Here is a 15,544-nt window from a genome sequence, read left to right as displayed (position 1 = left end):
GGCGCCGTTCTGGGGCCATTATTAAATTTGCTGAGCCTTCAGAAATTCCACAATGTCAACCATTGTGATCACACTGAATTTTGGAAGGTAGACATGAAACGCATTGCCATTGCTCTCGCAGCCGCCGCGATAGCCATGGGGACCGTCGGGTGCTCCGCGAGCGACGATCGTGGTGGAAACATCGTGTGTATCGGCACCACAGAGGCGGGTAAAGACTCGTGGGACGTCTTTGTCGATGAAGCGGGGAAGGCGGGAATCAAGCTCGTCACCACCAACTTCACCGACTACAGCCAACCCAATGTAGCGCTCACTCAAAAACAGATCGATGTGAATCTATTCCAGCATCTTCGTTTCCTGGGTGAATACAACGTCGCCGATAGCGCGAATCTTGCTCCGGTCGGTGCCACCTATATCGTGCCGCTCGGACTCTATTCACAGAAGCACAAGGCGATAGCGGATGTTCCGCAAGGCGGACAGATCGCGATTCCCAACGATCCGCCCAACCAGGCGCGCGCGCTGTTCGTGTTGAAGGCGGCCGGGCTCATCGCGCTCAAGGGTGGACGTACGACACCGAGTGTGGCCGATATCGACAAGGGGGCATCGAGGGTCACCGTGACGTTGGTGGACGCGGCGCAGACGGCATTGTCTCTCAAGTCGATCGATGGCGCCGTCATCAACAACACCTATCTGGCGCAGTCGAACATCGACCCCAAGAGCGCGCTCTACGCCGATGACCCGGCCAGTCCGGGCGCCGAGCCGTATATCAACGTCATCGTTGCGCGCGACGAGGAGAAGGACAATCCGACGTATCAGAAACTCGTCGATGTCTTTCATTCCCCGGCCGTTACCGAGGCATACGCCAAGGAGAGCAAGGGAACTCAACTGACGGTGACAAAGAGTGGCCAGGACTGCGCGTCCATCCTGGCGAGGATCGAGCAGCAGATCCGCGCCGAGAAATGACGGAAGCGGCACCGCTCATCCGGTTCGAGAACGTCAGCAAGACGTTTCGGGTGGGCAAGAAGACCGTCACCGCCGTCGATGACGTGTCGCTGGACATCGACGCGGGCGACGTGTTCGCCATGATCGGTTACTCGGGGGCAGGGAAGAGCACACTGGTACGTCTCATCAATGGGCTCGAGCGACCCAGCTCTGGTCGGGTCGTGGTGGACGGAGCCGAGGTGAGTGCCCTCGGAGGGCGTGAATTGCGCAGTCTGCGTACCGATGTGGGCATGATCTTTCAGCAGTTCAATCTCTTTCGATCCCGGACCGTAGCGGGAAACATCGCCTACCCGCTGCGGGTGGCCGGGTGGACGGCCGAGAAGCGCACCGCGCGGGTCGCCGAGCTGCTGGAGTTCGTCGGCTTGGGTGAAAAGGCGAAGAGCTATCCGGATCAGCTCTCCGGTGGGCAGAAACAACGTGTCGGGATTGCGCGCGCACTCGCGACATCGCCGTCCATCCTGTTGGCCGACGAGGCCACCAGCGCCTTGGATCCCGAGACCACCGGCGATGTGCTGCAACTGCTACGCACGGTGAACGACGAGTTCGGAGTCACCATCGTGGTGATCACCCACGAGATGGACGTGGTGCGTACGGTGGCCGATCGTGTCGCGGTTCTCGCCGATGGCAGGGTCGTCGAGTCCGGCACCGTTTTCGACGTTTTCTCGACACCGCAGAGTGAGGCGGGTAAACGCTTCGTCGGCACGGTTCTGCAGAACACTCCCAGCGCCGCGGATGTCGCCCGAATAGCTCAGCGGCACAAGGGAAGCATTGTCTCAGTGGAGATCAGCGAGGGCGTCCAGATAGGACCGGCGCTGGCGCGTGCCACCGAGCTCGGGGTGCGTTTCGAGGTGGTCTACGGAGGTATCACCACTCTTCAGTCGCGCTCATTCGGCAATCTCACACTCGAGCTTGAGGGGCCTGATAGTCAAGTGGCGCAGATTATTTCGGACTTATCCGCAGTGACGACCATCCAGCAGGTGAGGCGATGACGACGAATTGGGAGCGGTTGCGCCCGCAATTGTTCGAAGCCTTTGGCGACACCCTGTATATGGTGTCGATCACCCTTGTGGTGGGCGGTGTCATCGGTCTGGGCTTGGGAGTGCTGCTGTACACCACGAGATCCGGTGGGCTGTTGCAGAACCGGGTGCTGCATACGCTGCTCAACGTGGTGGTGAACATCGTCCGGCCCATACCGTTCGTGGTGCTGATCGCCGCACTCGGACCGATCACACTTGGGGTGGTGGGGACGACCATCGGCACTACGGCGGTGGTGTTCGTGATGATCGTCGCGGCGTCTTTCGCGATTGCGCGCATTGTCGAACAGAACCTGGTGACCATCGACCCCGGGGTCATCGAGGCGGCGCGCGCAGTCGGTGCCGGGCCGTTGCGGATCATCCTGACGCTGCTGGTGCCGGAAGCGCTCGGGCCGTTGATACTCGGCTACACCTTTGTGCTCATCGGGATTGTGGACATGTCCGCGATGGCAGGTTTGGTGGGCGGTGGCGGTTTGGGCGACTTCGCGATCGTGCAGGGATATCAGCGTTTCAACTGGCAGGTGACGATCGTATCGACCGTCATCATCATCGCGCTGGTCCAGGCGGCGCAGTTCTTTGGAAACTATCTGGCGCGCAAGGCGCTTCGGCGATAGTTACGCGGGAGGCGCAGGCGCGGCAGGTGCCGGCGGTGCACCGGGCGCGGGAGCAGCGCCTTCGGGCGCCTCGGGCGGGGTCCAGTGCCACTGCTCGGGCGCGGGGCCCTGCGAGTCATCACCCAAACCGGGAATGCGTGTTCCGGGAGGCGGGGCGGTGCCGGGCAGGGGCTGGTTGAGCGATTCCTTGGTCCCGCGGCCTACGATGCCGCCTCGCCACTGACCGTCCTGTACGCCCCGAACGAGCCTGCCCAGGTAGTCACCGCCGGAGATATCGGCGTTCTCTTCTCCGGGGTTCACGCCGTAGATCTCGCCCTTGCCGGGCTCGGCGGGCTTCAGGTTCTGCGGCAACAGGTACTGGTTGTTGAGCGCCCTCGTGTTCGGGGTGACGACGGGAGTCTCGAAGCCCGGTGCCGTCGGTGCTGCCGGTGCCGGATTCTGGCCAATCAGATTGGGATTACCCACGATTGCCAGGTTGGTGGGTATGCCACCGGGGCCCTGGTCGGTTCCGGACAGGGCGAGCGGGTTGCCGATGTGAGACGGCGGTGGCGGCTCCGGCGGGCCGGGAGGTGCCGTAGGGGGAGGTGCGGCCGCGGGCACCGGCGCCGGGTCCGGTTCCCCGGGATCGGCGCCGGCGGTTGCCGCGGAGGGGAGCAGCGCACTAGCGGCAAGAGCCGCAGCTACCCCGATCTTCACGATGGACGGACGATCGGGGTTTTTCATGGCTGCGGCTCCTCTGCGCTGGACGAGATCGGACGGTCTGAATTAGACGGTCTTCGTGACGCCGTAGTAGGCGACGATATCGTCGTTGTCCTTCGACGAGCTGGTCAGCACGGCGTACGAACGCAGGAACGACTGGCCGATGCAACCGTCGATCTTGATGTGCACGTCCTTGAGGGTGATGCGCACTTCGCTGCCCTTGTACTTCTTCTTGTCGACCGAGACGTTGATGACCTCACCGGGCTGCGGGTGCACTTCGATCTGGCCCTGAATGGGCATCGACAAACCGGGGCCCAGCGATGGAACTCCAGCGGCAGTGATACCTGCGTTTAGCGATGCTGACAGGCCAATCGAGCCGTTGAGCTTTACCGTGTTGAGGGAGATGCCGCAACCGATCTGATAGCCGGCTTCCAGGGTGCCTCCGGACAGCTTGGTGCCGCCGCCCTTTGCCGAGCCGGTGAACGTGCCACCGGCGAGATACTCGCGCGATGAGGTGGCGGTGGTCAGCGGCGGGATGGGTAGTTGGGTCTCATCCTTGGCGCCGACGGTCAGGGTCCAGCCATCGGGGGTCTTGACGACGCCCGGATCCTCGGAGCCGACGAGGCCGTTGTCCGGCGGCGGGCCGTCAGCGACTGGCTGTACGGGGGATGGCTCGTCGGATGGGTCTGCCAGGGCGAGCGGAGTCGACGCCGCGAGTGCGCACACGGCGGTCAGGGTGATAAGACTCTTGAGCATGGGGTTGGTACCTCTCGAGGTCTGGAGCAGTGGGCTGGCTGTGGGTGTTTCGGTCATCAATGTCAGACGGCCTTGGTGACACCCATGTAGGTGACCACGTCATCGGTGTTCTCGGTGGAACTGGTGAAGGTCGCATACGACCGGATGAAGGACTGACCGACGCAGCCGTCGATCTTGATACGGAAGCCGGTGATGGTGGTACGTGTGGTGGTGCCCTCAAAGGTCTTCTTGTTGACCGGTACGATGGTCACCGTGCCCGGGCGAAGGCCGACCTTGATCTGGCCGACGACACTGACGCCGACACTGGCACTCGCCGATGCAAGTCCTGTGTTGTTGAGGCCTGCGCCGATGCCAGGAGTGATACCGGCTCCACCCATGAGCTCGACAGGCCCGCCGTTGATACCGCAGCCGATTTGGTAGCCGGCCTCCAGGGTGCCACCGGCGAGCTTGGTCTTACCCGAGCCCTTCACCCCTCCGATGAAGGTGCCGCCGACGATGTATTCACGCGAGGACAGCGCGGTGGTCAGCGGGGCCACTGGGAGCAGGCTTTCATCCTTGCCTGCCACGGCCAGGATCCAACCATCCGGGGTAGACAAGGTGCCGGGCTCTGCGGACGGCATGGCGCCGGTATCACCGGGCGGGGGAGGCGGCGCATCGGCCACCGGCTGCACGGGCGCCGGATCATCACCGGGTTCGGCCAGGGCGAGGGGCGCAGTTGCGGCTAGCGCGCATACAGCAGTCAGAGTGACAAGACTTTTCAGCATGGTGCGGTGGCGCCTCTCATTGTGTGGTGATGTCCATGACTTCTGTGAGGAAGCTGTCCAGACGAATGTTGGGGGTGCCGCATTGCGAAACGGTTAATGGACGGACAACAGTTATCGCCCAATGTCTATCCATTTCGTACGTCGGTACACACCGTTCCAACCGCGATGATTTGAAACGCGAAAAGCCTTCTGCCTCGGCGATTGTGACGAAAACCACTGGTGTCGTTACCGCCTCGCCGCGATCGTTTGGGACTACCCCGTAGGGGTATCCAGCCCACTTTTCAACGGTCAGTCGAATTTCACGCCGTATATCGGTTGTTCAACTCTCGTTCAGACTTGTGACAATTCCGCAACTCACCATCGAATATCGGTGCCGTACTAACGCGACGTCTTATGGAATTCCCGGTACGGTCACGGCACCAGAGAATCTGGAGAGGAATCGATGAGGTCACTACATCTGTGTCGCAAGGCGGTCGTGCCTGCATTGGTTGCGATCGGTATGGGGCTGACGGTCGTCCCGTCGGCATACGCGGAGCCCGATCAGCCGGATCCTTCGGAACAGCCCGCTCAGCAGACTGTCGTGGCGCCCGGCCCCGCCATGGCGGCCGCGCCCGCACCCACCTCCGATAGCGCCGCTCCGGCGGCCATCGAGGCGTGCGCCAAGTTCGCGACGGCACTTGATTACGCGGCCACCAACTACTCCGATTTTGCCGAGAACCTGGCCGGTATGGAAGGCAACTACAGCGACACGTACGTCTCGTCCAGCAATGGCACGGGCCGAACCGCGCTCCGTGAGGCCGCATCCTTCGCCAATGAGGCGGCAAGTACCCCGGAGCTGGACCCGGCGATCGCCGATCCGATGCGTTCGTGGGCGACGAACGCCAACAAGCTGATGATCCTCATGGGTGTCCGGGCACCGGTGGACGGTGTAAACGGGAAGGCCAACGACCTGAACACCGATGCGCACAACGTTCAGATGGCCTGTGCACTGGCGGGGACGCACGCCTAGCCCGGCACGGTCGTCCTAGTCTGGTTCCATGTTCACCGGAATCGTTGAAGAGCTTGGCGAGGTCTTGGGCAGAGAGGATCTCGGCGACTCTGCCCGCCTCACCGTCCTCGGCCCGCTGGTTGTCGAGGACGTCAAACATGGCGATTCGATAGCCGTCAATGGTGTCTGCCTGACGGTGGTCGAGGTGCGTCCCGGTGGAGTCTTCACCACCGACGTCATGGGGGAAACCTTGTCGCGCTCGAGCCTGGACAAGATCGGGACGGGTACGAAGGTCAATCTTGAGCGTGCAGCGGCGGTCAACAGCCGACTCGGTGGGCACATCGTGCAAGGGCATGTCGACGGCACCGGCAACGTGCTTGTCCGCACTCCGTCGGAGAACTGGGAAGTGGTGCGCGTCTCACTGCCCGCACAGGTGGCCAGATACGTCGTCGAAAAGGGCTCGATCACCGTGGACGGGGTGTCACTGACGGTGTCGGCACTGGGGCCGGATTGGTTCGAGGTGTCGCTGATTCCCACCACCTTGGGGTTGACGACGCTCGGATCTGCCGAGGTGGGGACGCCGGTGAACCTAGAAGTGGATGTCATTGCCAAGTACGTGGAGCGCCTCCTCGAGCACCGTTCTTAGGTCCCTGGTTCCGCTGAGTGAACAGCGCTCGAATCGTTCGATTCGCGGTGGTTCATAATTAACGTGCCCCACACGCCCCTAACGAGAGTGGTCCCCATGACCAGGTTGGACAGCATCGAACGCGCTGTCGCCGATATCGCCGCCGGTAAGGCCATCGTCGTCGTCGACGATGAGGATCGGGAGAACGAAGGCGATCTGATTTTCGCCGCGGAGAAGGCCACCCCGGAGTTGGTGGCGTTCATGGTGCGATACACGTCGGGCTACCTCTGTGTGCCGCTGGCCGGGGAGGACTGCGATCGCCTCGGACTCTTACCTCAATACGCGGTAAACCAGGACAAGCACGGCACCGCATACACGGTCACCGTCGACGCGAAAAATGGTATCGGAACCGGGATTTCGGCGTCCGATCGCGCGGCGACAATGAGGTTGCTGGCCGATGCGACAAGCGCACCCGATGACTTCACCAAACCGGGCCACGTTGTTCCGTTGCGCGCCAAGGACGGCGGAGTGCTGCGGCGTCCGGGCCACACCGAGGCCTCGGTGGATCTGGCGAAGCTGGCGGGGCTACGGCCCGCCGCGGTGATCTGCGAGATCGTCAGCCAAAAAGACGAGGGCGCCATGGCCCAAACCGAGGAACTGCGGGTCTTCGCCGACGAACACAACCTTGCCCTGGTATCGATCGCGGACCTGATCGAGTGGCGGCGCAAGCACGAGAAGCATGTGGAGCGGATCGCGGAGGCACGGATTCCCACTCAGCACGGCGAGTTCCGTGCGGTGGGGTACACGAGCATTTACGACGACGTCGAGCATGTGGCATTGGTACTGGGAGACATTTCCGGGCCCGAAGGCGACGGCAATGATGTATTGGTGCGGGTGCACTCTGAGTGTCTGACCGGCGACGTATTCGGCTCTCGCCGTTGCGATTGCGGTCCGCAGCTGGATGCGGCAATGGAGATGGTGGCCAAGGAGGGGCGCGGCATCGTGCTGTACATGCGCGGCCACGAAGGGCGCGGTATCGGCTTGATGCACAAACTGCAGGCCTACCAGTTGCAGGACGCCGGTGAGGACACCGTAGATGCGAACCTCAAGCTCGGTTTGCCTGCCGACGCGCGTGATTACGGTTTGGGCGCACAGATTTTGGTGGACCTCGGGGTGAAGTCCATGCGACTGCTGACCAACAACCCCGCCAAGCGGGTGGGGTTGGACGGATACGGCCTGCACATCATCGAGCGCGTGCCCCTGCCGGTGCGCGCCAACTCGGAGAACATCCGATACCTGCGCACCAAGCGCGACCGGATGGGGCACGATCTGGCCGATCTTGACGATCACCCTGAGGCCGACGGCGCGTGAGCGGCGAGGGCATCCCGTCACTGAAGGTCGGTGACGCATCAAGTCTCAGCTTGGCGATAGTGGCCAGCACCTGGCATGACCAGATCTGCACCGCGCTGCTGGAGGGCGCCAAGCGCGTAGCGGCCGACGCGGGGATCGATCGTCCGACCGTCGTTCGGGTCCTGGGTGCCATCGAGATACCCGTCGTGGCGCAGGCGCTGGCCCGTACCCACGACGCCGTCGTTGCGCTCGGGGTCGTAATCCAAGGCGAGACACCGCATTTCAACTACGTGTGCGACGCGGTGACTACCGGTCTGACCCGTGTTTCCCTGGATACGAGCACACCGGTGGCCAACGGAGTGCTGACCGTGAACAACGAGCAGCAGGCCCTCGACCGTGCCGGACTGCCGGATTCCTCCGAAGACAAGGGTGCCCAGGCGGCGGCCGCCGCGCTGGATACCGCGCTGACGCTGCGTCGGCTTCGCCAGCCGTGGACTGAGGCGTGACCGAATCGCCACGGGACGGCGCATGGGAGCTCGTCCTCAAACCGCACCTATCGCCGTACTTCGTGTACGCCGCCGCCTTCATCATCGCGGCCGCGCATGTCGCGGTGGGGGTGCTGCTCAAGATCTCGCCCAATAGCGGGGTGATCTTCAAGACCTCCGACCAGATCGGTATCGCGTTGGTGGGCTTTGTCATCGCGGGTGTGGTCCTCATGTTCGCGCGCCCGCGGGTACGTGCCGGTGTGGTGGGGCTCGAGGTACGTAATGTGCTGGGTCCCAAACTCATCCCGTGGTCCGAGGTAGTTGGAGTCTCATTTCCCGCCGGTGCGCAATGGGCACGGCTGGACCTGGACGACTACGAATACGAGCCGTTGATGGCGATTCAGGCCATCGACAAGCAGCGGGCCGTCGACGCGATGGACGCGCTGCGGGGCCTGGTCGTGAAGTACACGGAGCAGTCGACGGCCTAGCCGCCGTATTCGACGCGATCCGGGCAGGAAAGCCGTTCGTGAGCGGGCGGCCGCTCATCTCACCCAGTTTCCGGCCGTGGTGGCGATGTCCACGTATCGTGTCAATACCGAACGTGCCTGCGAATATGGCCAGGGCAGAGAGCTTGGAGAACGTGGCGACTACGAGAACTACCGCGCGCCGCGGGGGTGTTCGGGCGTCGCTGGCGTCCGTACGGAACGCGCACGACCTCTTTGTAGCAGGTCAGGTAGACGGTTCGTATCTGGAGTCGATACCGCTGCCGCGTCTCGTCACCGAAAGCTGGCAACGGAGCCTGGCGACCGGTGTCGATCCTGATCGCGGGCCCGGTGAGGCGGCCGCCGCGAGGACCCTGACCGAGCTGCGTAGCAGTCATCCACTGGCCGGCGCGCTGCCGGTCATTCGTCGTCTGCTGGTGGACCATGCCACGGACTCGGGCGTGCTTGTCGGGGTTACCGCTGCCGACGGCGCACTGCTGTGGGTGGAAGGCGACGCGGGCGCAAGCCGCAAGGCGGCCTCGATGAACTTTGTACCCGGTGCCGACTGGAGCGAGCGGGCCGTGGGCACTAATGCCCCGGGTACCGCCCTCGCCCTGGATCGGGAGGTGCAGATCCGTGGCAGCGAGCATTTCTGCAGGTTGGTGCGGCCATGGTCGTGCACCGCGGTGCCGATACATGACCCGCTGACCGGCGAGGCCCTGGGAAGCATCGATCTCACCGGCGGTTCGGCTGTTGCATCGGCTCAGACCCTGGCCCTGGTGCGTGCTACGGCAGTGGCCGTCGAGCATTTCATCGCGCTGAACTACCCGCGGCGCGGTCAGCCGGAAAGTGGTGTCGAACCGCGTGTGACGCTGCTCGGCGCCGACCGCCCGATTTTGCACACCGGCGGCGGACAGCACCGGCTGTCCGGTCGCCACGCCGAGATCATGGCGCTGCTGATGCGTCACCCGGAGGGTCTGAGCGCCGACCATCTGGCGATACTGCTCGACGAAAACGATCTCGACGTCGTCACCGTTCGCGCCGAGATGTCCCGATTGCGGCGCATCGTGGGGGACGAGTTGATCGGGTCCCGCCCATACCGGCTGCTCGAACATGTGGGAAGCGATATGGATGATGTCTTCGCCGCGCTTCGATCCGGTGATATCGCCAGGGCCATGGACCACTACTCGGGCCAGCTGTTGCCGCGTTCGGCAGCTCCCGCAATTGCGCGGCTGCGCCTGGAGCTGAGCACCAGCCTTCGCAGCGCGGCACTTGCCGACGGTGATCTGCAGCTGCTGCGTCGTTGGCTCGACCTGCCGGAGGCTCGCGATGACCGCCAGGGATGGCAGGCGCTGCACGATCACCAGGGTGCTGGGGTTGTCGGCCGCTCCGCAGCGCGTGGCCATCTCATTGCGCTGGACTCCGACCTCGCCTGAGCACCGCCACCGTTGGCCGGAAGTTGCAACCGTGCTGCAACGGGCCAAAACCTACCTTCAGTGATCACCGACACATGTGATGTCTTGAAGGCAGGAGAACGCCGTGACTGTTTACGCCCACCCGGGTGCGCAGGGATCGCTGATGACTTTCGCATCCCGCTACGAGAATTTCATTGGTGGGCAATGGGTTCCTCCGGCCGAGGGCCGATACTTCGAGAATCGCACGCCGGTGACGGGGGAGGTGTTCTGCGAGATACCGCGCTCCGGTGAGGCCGATGTGGAGAAGGCTCTCGATGCCGCGCACGCCGCGGCCCCCGGCTGGGGCAAGACCTCGCCGGCGGATCGGGCGCTCGTCCTCAACAGGATCGCTGACCGGATGGAATCCAACCTGGAGTCCATTGCCGTTGCCGAGTCGTGGGACAACGGCAAGCCCATCCGGGAAACCCTGAACGCAGACATCCCGTTGGCCATCGATCATTTCCGGTACTTCGCCGGTGTCCTTCGGGCGCAAGAGGGTTCACTCTCGCAGATCGACGAGGACACCGTCGCCTACCACTTCCACGAGCCCCTCGGCGTGGTCGGGCAGATCATCCCGTGGAACTTCCCCCTGCTGATGGCGAGCTGGAAACTCGCCCCGGCCATCGCCGCGGGCAACACGGTGGTACTCAAGCCCGCCGAACAAACCCCCGCGTCGATCTTGTACCTGTTCTCTCTTATCGGCGACCTGCTGCCTCCCGGCGTGGTGAACATCGTCAACGGGTTCGGGGTGGAGGCGGGCAAGCCACTGGCATCCAGCAGCCGGATCGCCAAGATCGCGTTCACCGGCGAAACCAGCACCGGCCGGCTGATCATGCAGTACGCCAGCCAAAACCTGATTCCGGTCACCCTGGAACTCGGTGGCAAGAGCCCCAACCTCTTCTTCTCCGACGTGATGGTCGCCGGTGACGACTTCCAGGACAAGGCCCTGGAAGGGTTCACGATGTTCGCGTTCAACCAGGGTGAGGTGTGCACCTGTCCTTCGCGGAGCCTGATACAGGCCGACATCTTCGATGAGTTCCTGGAGCTGGCCGCCATCCGTACCAAGGCCATCCGCCAGGGTGACCCTCTCGATACCGAGACGATGATGGGGGCGCAGGCCTCCCACGAGCAGCTCGAAAAGATCATGTCGTACATCGATATCGGCAAATCCGAAGGGGCGCGGCTGGTTACCGGCGGTGAGCGGGCCGAGCTCGGCGGCGATCTGTCGGGCGGTTACTACGTGACGCCGACGGTCTTCGCCGGTACGAACTCGATGCGGATCTTCCAGGAGGAGATCTTCGGGCCGGTGCTGGCCGTGACCTCCTTCGCGGACTACGACGACGCGATCGCCATCGCCAACGACACTCCGTACGGGCTGGGCGCCGGAGTGTGGAGTCGCAACGGCAACATCGCCTATCGCGCCGGGCGTGACATCAAGGCCGGCCGGGTGTGGACCAACTGCTATCACCAGTATCCCGCGCACGCCGCCTTCGGCGGCTACAAACGGTCGGGCATTGGCCGCGAGAACCACAAGATGATGCTGGATCACTACCAACAGACCAAGAACCTGCTGGTGTCCTACAGCTCCAAGGCCCAGGGCTTCTTCTGAGCAACGCCACCGGCGATGTCACCCGAAAGCGAAGTCATTCAACTGAATTGATCTGTGGAGAGCAAGGAAACGATATGGCGACCACCAAGCACGGCCTCGTCGAGGAGCATCTCGAAAGCGCGGACTATCTGCGCAAGCGCCAACTCAAATCGGGGAGTGCGGGCTGGCTGCTGCTGGCCGGCCTCGGGGTGAGTTACGTGGTGTCCGGCGATTACTCGGGCTGGAACTTTGGCCTCGGCCAAGGCGGTTTCGGCGGGTTGGCCATCGCCACCGTGGTGATCGCCGGCATGTACCTGGCACTGGTGCTGGGGATGGCGGAACTCTCGTCTGCGCTGCCGACCGCAGGCGGCGGTTACACCTTCGCACGCCGTGCGCTCGGACCGTGGGGCGGATTTGCCACGGGGACCGCAATTCTCATCGAGTACTCGATAGCTCCGGCCGCCATCGCGACATTCATCGGCGCGTATGTCCAATCGTTGGGTCTGTTCGGCATCACCAATGGATGGTGGGTTTACCTGGCCGCCTATGCGTTGTTCATCGGGATCCACCTGTCGGGGGTTGGCGAGGCACTCAAGGTGATGTTCGTGATCACCGCGATCGCCTTGGTTGGCCTGCTGATCTTCGCGGTTGCCGCGGCCGGTCAGTTCGACGTCCACAATCTCACCAACATCGCGGTGGATGCGGGTGCGGCCGGGTCCTCGAGTTTCCTACCGCATGGATACCTGGGTATCTGGGCGGCCATCCCGTTCGCGATCTGGTTCTTCCTCGCCGTCGAGGGTGTTCCACTGGCGGCGGAGGAGACGGCCAATCCGGAACGCAATGTGCCGAGGGGGATTATCGCGGCGATTGGCGTGCTGCTGGTGACCTGTGCGATCGCACTCGTGCTTACCACGGGTGCCGGTGGCGCAGAACAGATGTCGGATTCGGGTAATCCGCTGGTCGAGGCGCTCGGTCACGGCACTGCCGCCAAGCTGGTCAACTACATCGGGTTGGCCGGGCTGATCGCCAGCTTCTTCTCGATCATCTACGCATACTCACGGCAGCTGTTCGCGCTCTCCCGCGCGGGCTATCTGCCGACGATGCTGTCGGTGACCAATTCGCGCAAGGCGCCCACGCTGGCGCTGATCGTCCCCGGCGTCATCGGGTTCGCACTGTCGCTGACAGGACATGGCGACCTGCTGCTCAACATGGCGGTCTTCGGTGCGGCCCTGAGTTATGTGCTGATGATGGTCAGCCACATCGTGCTTCGCGTGCGCGAGCCCAACATGCCGCGGCCGTACCGTACGCCGGGTGGTGTGGCCACCACCGGCTTCGCTTTGGCCATCGCGGTGCTGGCGGTCATCGCGACCTTCCTGGTCAACCCGGTGGCTGCGGGCTTGTGCCTGGCGGTGTTCGCGGCATTCATGGTCTATTTCGCGCTATACAGCCGCCACCGCCTGGTGGCGAATTCGCCCGACGAGGAGTTCGCGATGCTGGCGGAGGCTGAAAGCGAGCTCACGTGAAGTACCGGCAACAGGTCGCGGGGGTCAGCTACGCGTTCGACGGGCTGGTGGACGTGATGGCCAAGGCGACGCCGCTGCGATCGGGTGACCAGCTCGCAGGCTGCGCGGCGGATTCTGATGCTGAACGGGCAGCCGCGGCATGGGTTCTCGCTGACCTGCCACTCGATACGTTTCTCAACGAAGCGGTGGTGCCCTACGAAACCGACGAGGTTACCCGGCTGATCATCGACAGCCACGATCGACGCGCCTACTCGGACATCGCGCATCTGACGGTCGGTGGCTTTCGGGATTGGTTGCTGCAGAGTGCATCCCATGACGACGGTGCTCAGCGCATCGCTGCCGTTTCTGCCGGGGTAACCCCGGAGATGGCGGCGGCGGTCAGCAAGATCATGCGCAATCAAGACCTGGTGGCGGTCGGGGCGGCGATGCGGGTGAGCGCAGCCTTCCGCACCACGGTAGGTGGCGTGGGCACGCTGGCCACCCGGCTTCAGCCGAATCACCCCACCGATGATCCTCGGGGTGTCGCCGCAGCCGTGCTCGATGGGCTGCTCCTGGGGTGTGGTGACGCGGTTATCGGTATCAATCCGGCGACCGATTCGCCGGAAGCCACATCGGATCTGCTTTATCTGCTGGACTCGATCAGGTCGCGCTACGACATTCCGACCCAGTCGTGCGTTCTGTCACACATCACCACCACCATCGGATTGATCGAGCGGGGTGCGCCGGTGGATCTGACGTTCCAGTCGATCGCAGGCACAGAGGGCGCCAACTCTGCTTTCGGAGTGAACATCGCGCTGCTGCGTGAAGGTCGCGATGCGACCCGGGCGCTGCGGCGTGGGACCGTCGGTGACAACGTCATGTACCTCGAAACCGGCCAGGGTTCGGCGCTGAGCTCCCAGGCCCACCTGGGTATCGGCGATAAACCTGTCGATCAGCAGACCCTCGAAACGCGCGCCTACGCGGTGGCCCGCGATCTGGACCCATTCTTGGTCAACACCGTCGTCGGATTCATCGGGCCGGAATATCTCTACGACGGAAAGCAGATCATCCGCGCCGGATTGGAGGACCACTTCTGCGGCAAGCTACTCGGTCTGCCGATGGGTGTCGACGTCTGCTACACCAACCACGCAGAGGCCGACCAGAACGACATGGACACACTGCTGATCCTGCTTGCCGCCGCCGGGGTGGCATTCGTCATCACTGTTCCCGGTGCCGACGACGTCATGCTCGGTTACCAGAGTCTGTCGTTTCATGATGTCCTGCAGGCTCGCCGGACGTTGGGCCTGCGTCCTGCACCCGAGTTCGAACAGTGGCTGCACGCCATCGGAATGATCGACGAAGCCGGCGCTCTCACCCCCTTCGACGTGACGAGCTCGCCATTGCGTGCGCTGACGGCATCGGGTGCCTGATGACGGCAGGTGATGTTGCCCGTCAAAGGTTTTGGAAAGAGCTGCGGGTGAACACCCAGGCCCGGATCGGTTTGGACCGGGCGGGCAATGCGCTGCACACGCGAGATGTGCTGGACTTGGCTACCGCGCACGCGGCTGCCCGCGATGCGGTCCACGTGCCCCTGGACACCGAGCGTCTCACCGCCGAAGTCGGTGGTATCGGACTGGGCACACCGGCGGTGGTCACCAGCCAAGTGAGTTCGCGCGCAGAGTATTTACGCAGACCCGACCTCGGGCGGTTGCCGGCCGACTTGTCTTCGGTGCCGAGGGAAGCAGCCGATATCGGCTTCGTGCTGGCCGATGGTCTGTCACCCACGGCCCTCATGCGCCACGGCGTCCCCCTGCTATGCGAACTCGTCCTGCAACTCGGCGTTTCCTACAGCCTGGCCGCGCCCGTCATCGCTACGCAGTCCCGGGTGGCGCTGGGCGATCACATCGCCGCGCAGGGGCGGTACCGAACGCTGATTGTCATCATCGGGGAGCGGCCCGGCCTCAGCGTTGTCGACAGCCTCGGCATCTATCTCACGCATCTGCCGCGCCCGGGCTGTACCGACGCCGATCGCAATTGCATATCCAATATCCACCCGCCGGACGGGCTCAGTTACCGCGAGGCCGCACATATCGCGGCGAGTCTGGTCGGTGGTGCGCGCCGGTTGGGCCGTTCTGGCGTGTCGCTCAAGGACACCTCGCGTGCGAGCGCGATTGACGGGCCCGGACAGGGCGAGTTGGGCTGAT

16 protein-coding genes are annotated in these 15,544 nt (G+C 63.6%); 13 read left to right on the top strand and 3 right to left on the bottom strand.

Going from position 1 to position 15,544, the window contains the following annotated elements; all coding sequences use genetic code 11:
• Positions 1 to 93: 93 nt before the first annotated feature.
• From MSTE_RS13550 to MSTE_RS13540, 3 genes are read left to right on the top strand one after another with little or no spacing between them, the layout of a single operon-like run.
• Positions 94 to 960, top strand: a complete 867-nt coding sequence (locus tag MSTE_RS13550) for a MetQ/NlpA family ABC transporter substrate-binding protein (protein WP_096501936.1) — start codon at positions 94 to 96, stop codon at positions 958 to 960.
• Positions 957 to 1,988, top strand: coding sequence for a methionine ABC transporter ATP-binding protein (locus MSTE_RS13545; protein ID WP_096501934.1), 1,032 nt, complete (start codon positions 957 to 959; stop codon positions 1,986 to 1,988). The genes MSTE_RS13550 and MSTE_RS13545 overlap by 4 nt, the downstream gene beginning before the upstream one ends.
• Complete coding sequence (locus MSTE_RS13540) at positions 1,985 to 2,647, top strand: methionine ABC transporter permease (RefSeq protein WP_057967972.1); 663 nt, start codon at positions 1,985 to 1,987, stop codon at positions 2,645 to 2,647. Before MSTE_RS13545 ends, MSTE_RS13540 begins: the two co-directional genes overlap by 4 nt.
• Here the strand turns inward: MSTE_RS13540 and MSTE_RS13535 are convergent, their stop codons facing one another.
• The 3 genes from MSTE_RS13535 to MSTE_RS13525 all read right to left on the bottom strand — a co-directional run bounded on the left by MSTE_RS13535 (position 2,648) and on the right by MSTE_RS13525 (position 4,866).
• Positions 2,648 to 3,370 carry a hypothetical protein gene (locus MSTE_RS13535; protein ID WP_231896879.1) on the bottom strand — a complete coding sequence of 241 codons (723 nt, stop codon included), beginning with the start codon at positions 3,368 to 3,370 and terminating at the stop codon, positions 2,648 to 2,650.
• A 42-nt stretch (positions 3,371 to 3,412) separates the two neighbouring features.
• Entirely contained in the window at positions 3,413 to 4,102 is a 690-nt protein-coding gene (locus MSTE_RS13530; RefSeq protein WP_162291424.1) for an MspA family porin, read from the bottom strand.
• 62 nt (positions 4,103 to 4,164) lie between these two features.
• Entirely contained in the window at positions 4,165 to 4,866 is a 702-nt protein-coding gene (locus MSTE_RS13525; RefSeq protein ID WP_096501930.1) for an MspA family porin, read from the bottom strand.
• Between the two features lie 475 nt (positions 4,867 to 5,341).
• On the opposite strand from MSTE_RS13525, the gene MSTE_RS13520 reads away from it, so the two are divergent.
• The 10 genes from MSTE_RS13520 (at position 5,342) to eutC (ending at position 15,543) form a co-directional block, all read left to right on the top strand.
• Positions 5,342 to 5,875 carry a hypothetical protein gene (locus MSTE_RS13520; protein WP_231896878.1) on the top strand — a complete coding sequence of 178 codons (534 nt, stop codon included), beginning with the start codon at positions 5,342 to 5,344 and terminating at the stop codon, positions 5,873 to 5,875.
• A 28-nt stretch (positions 5,876 to 5,903) separates the two neighbouring features.
• Positions 5,904 to 6,500 carry a riboflavin synthase gene (locus MSTE_RS13515; RefSeq protein WP_096501926.1) on the top strand — a complete coding sequence of 199 codons (597 nt, stop codon included), beginning with the start codon at positions 5,904 to 5,906 and terminating at the stop codon, positions 6,498 to 6,500.
• A gap of 96 nt (positions 6,501 to 6,596) precedes the next feature.
• On the top strand, positions 6,597 to 7,850 hold the full coding sequence (locus MSTE_RS13510) for a bifunctional 3,4-dihydroxy-2-butanone-4-phosphate synthase/GTP cyclohydrolase II (RefSeq protein WP_030093516.1): 1,254 nt from the start codon (positions 6,597 to 6,599) through the stop codon (positions 7,848 to 7,850).
• Positions 7,847 to 8,335 (top strand): 6,7-dimethyl-8-ribityllumazine synthase, encoded by a 489-nt coding sequence (ribH, locus tag MSTE_RS13505; RefSeq protein ID WP_096501924.1) that lies wholly within the window; start codon positions 7,847 to 7,849, stop codon positions 8,333 to 8,335. Before MSTE_RS13510 ends, ribH begins: the two co-directional genes overlap by 4 nt.
• Complete coding sequence (locus MSTE_RS13500; protein ID WP_096501922.1) at positions 8,332 to 8,802, top strand: PH domain-containing protein; 471 nt, start codon at positions 8,332 to 8,334, stop codon at positions 8,800 to 8,802. The genes ribH and MSTE_RS13500 overlap by 4 nt, the downstream gene beginning before the upstream one ends.
• A 152-nt stretch (positions 8,803 to 8,954) precedes the next feature.
• Entirely contained in the window at positions 8,955 to 10,232 is a 1,278-nt protein-coding gene (locus MSTE_RS13495) for a sigma-54-dependent transcriptional regulator family protein (RefSeq protein ID WP_096505845.1), read from the top strand.
• Between the two features lie 103 nt (positions 10,233 to 10,335).
• Positions 10,336 to 11,859: an acetaldehyde dehydrogenase ExaC gene (gene exaC, locus MSTE_RS13490; protein ID WP_096501920.1), complete on the top strand. Its 1,524-nt coding sequence runs from the start codon at positions 10,336 to 10,338 to the stop codon at positions 11,857 to 11,859.
• Between the two features lie 74 nt (positions 11,860 to 11,933).
• Positions 11,934 to 13,361: an ethanolamine permease gene (eat, locus tag MSTE_RS13485; protein WP_096501918.1), complete on the top strand. Its 1,428-nt coding sequence runs from the start codon at positions 11,934 to 11,936 to the stop codon at positions 13,359 to 13,361.
• On the top strand, positions 13,358 to 14,770 hold the full coding sequence (locus MSTE_RS13480; protein ID WP_096501916.1) for an ethanolamine ammonia-lyase subunit EutB: 1,413 nt from the start codon (positions 13,358 to 13,360) through the stop codon (positions 14,768 to 14,770). The genes eat and MSTE_RS13480 overlap by 4 nt, the downstream gene beginning before the upstream one ends.
• Positions 14,770 to 15,543 (top strand): ethanolamine ammonia-lyase subunit EutC, encoded by a 774-nt coding sequence (eutC, locus tag MSTE_RS13475; protein WP_096501914.1) that lies wholly within the window; start codon positions 14,770 to 14,772, stop codon positions 15,541 to 15,543. Before MSTE_RS13480 ends, eutC begins: the two co-directional genes overlap by 1 nt.
• The last annotated feature ends 1 nt before the right edge of the window (position 15,544 follow it).

The organism is [Mycobacterium] stephanolepidis (genome assembly GCF_002356335.1).
GTDB lineage: Bacteria > Actinomycetota > Actinomycetes > Mycobacteriales > Mycobacteriaceae > Mycobacterium > Mycobacterium stephanolepidis.
Note: the sequence above shows the minus strand (reverse complement) of the source record. Positions and strands in the feature narration are given on the sequence as shown.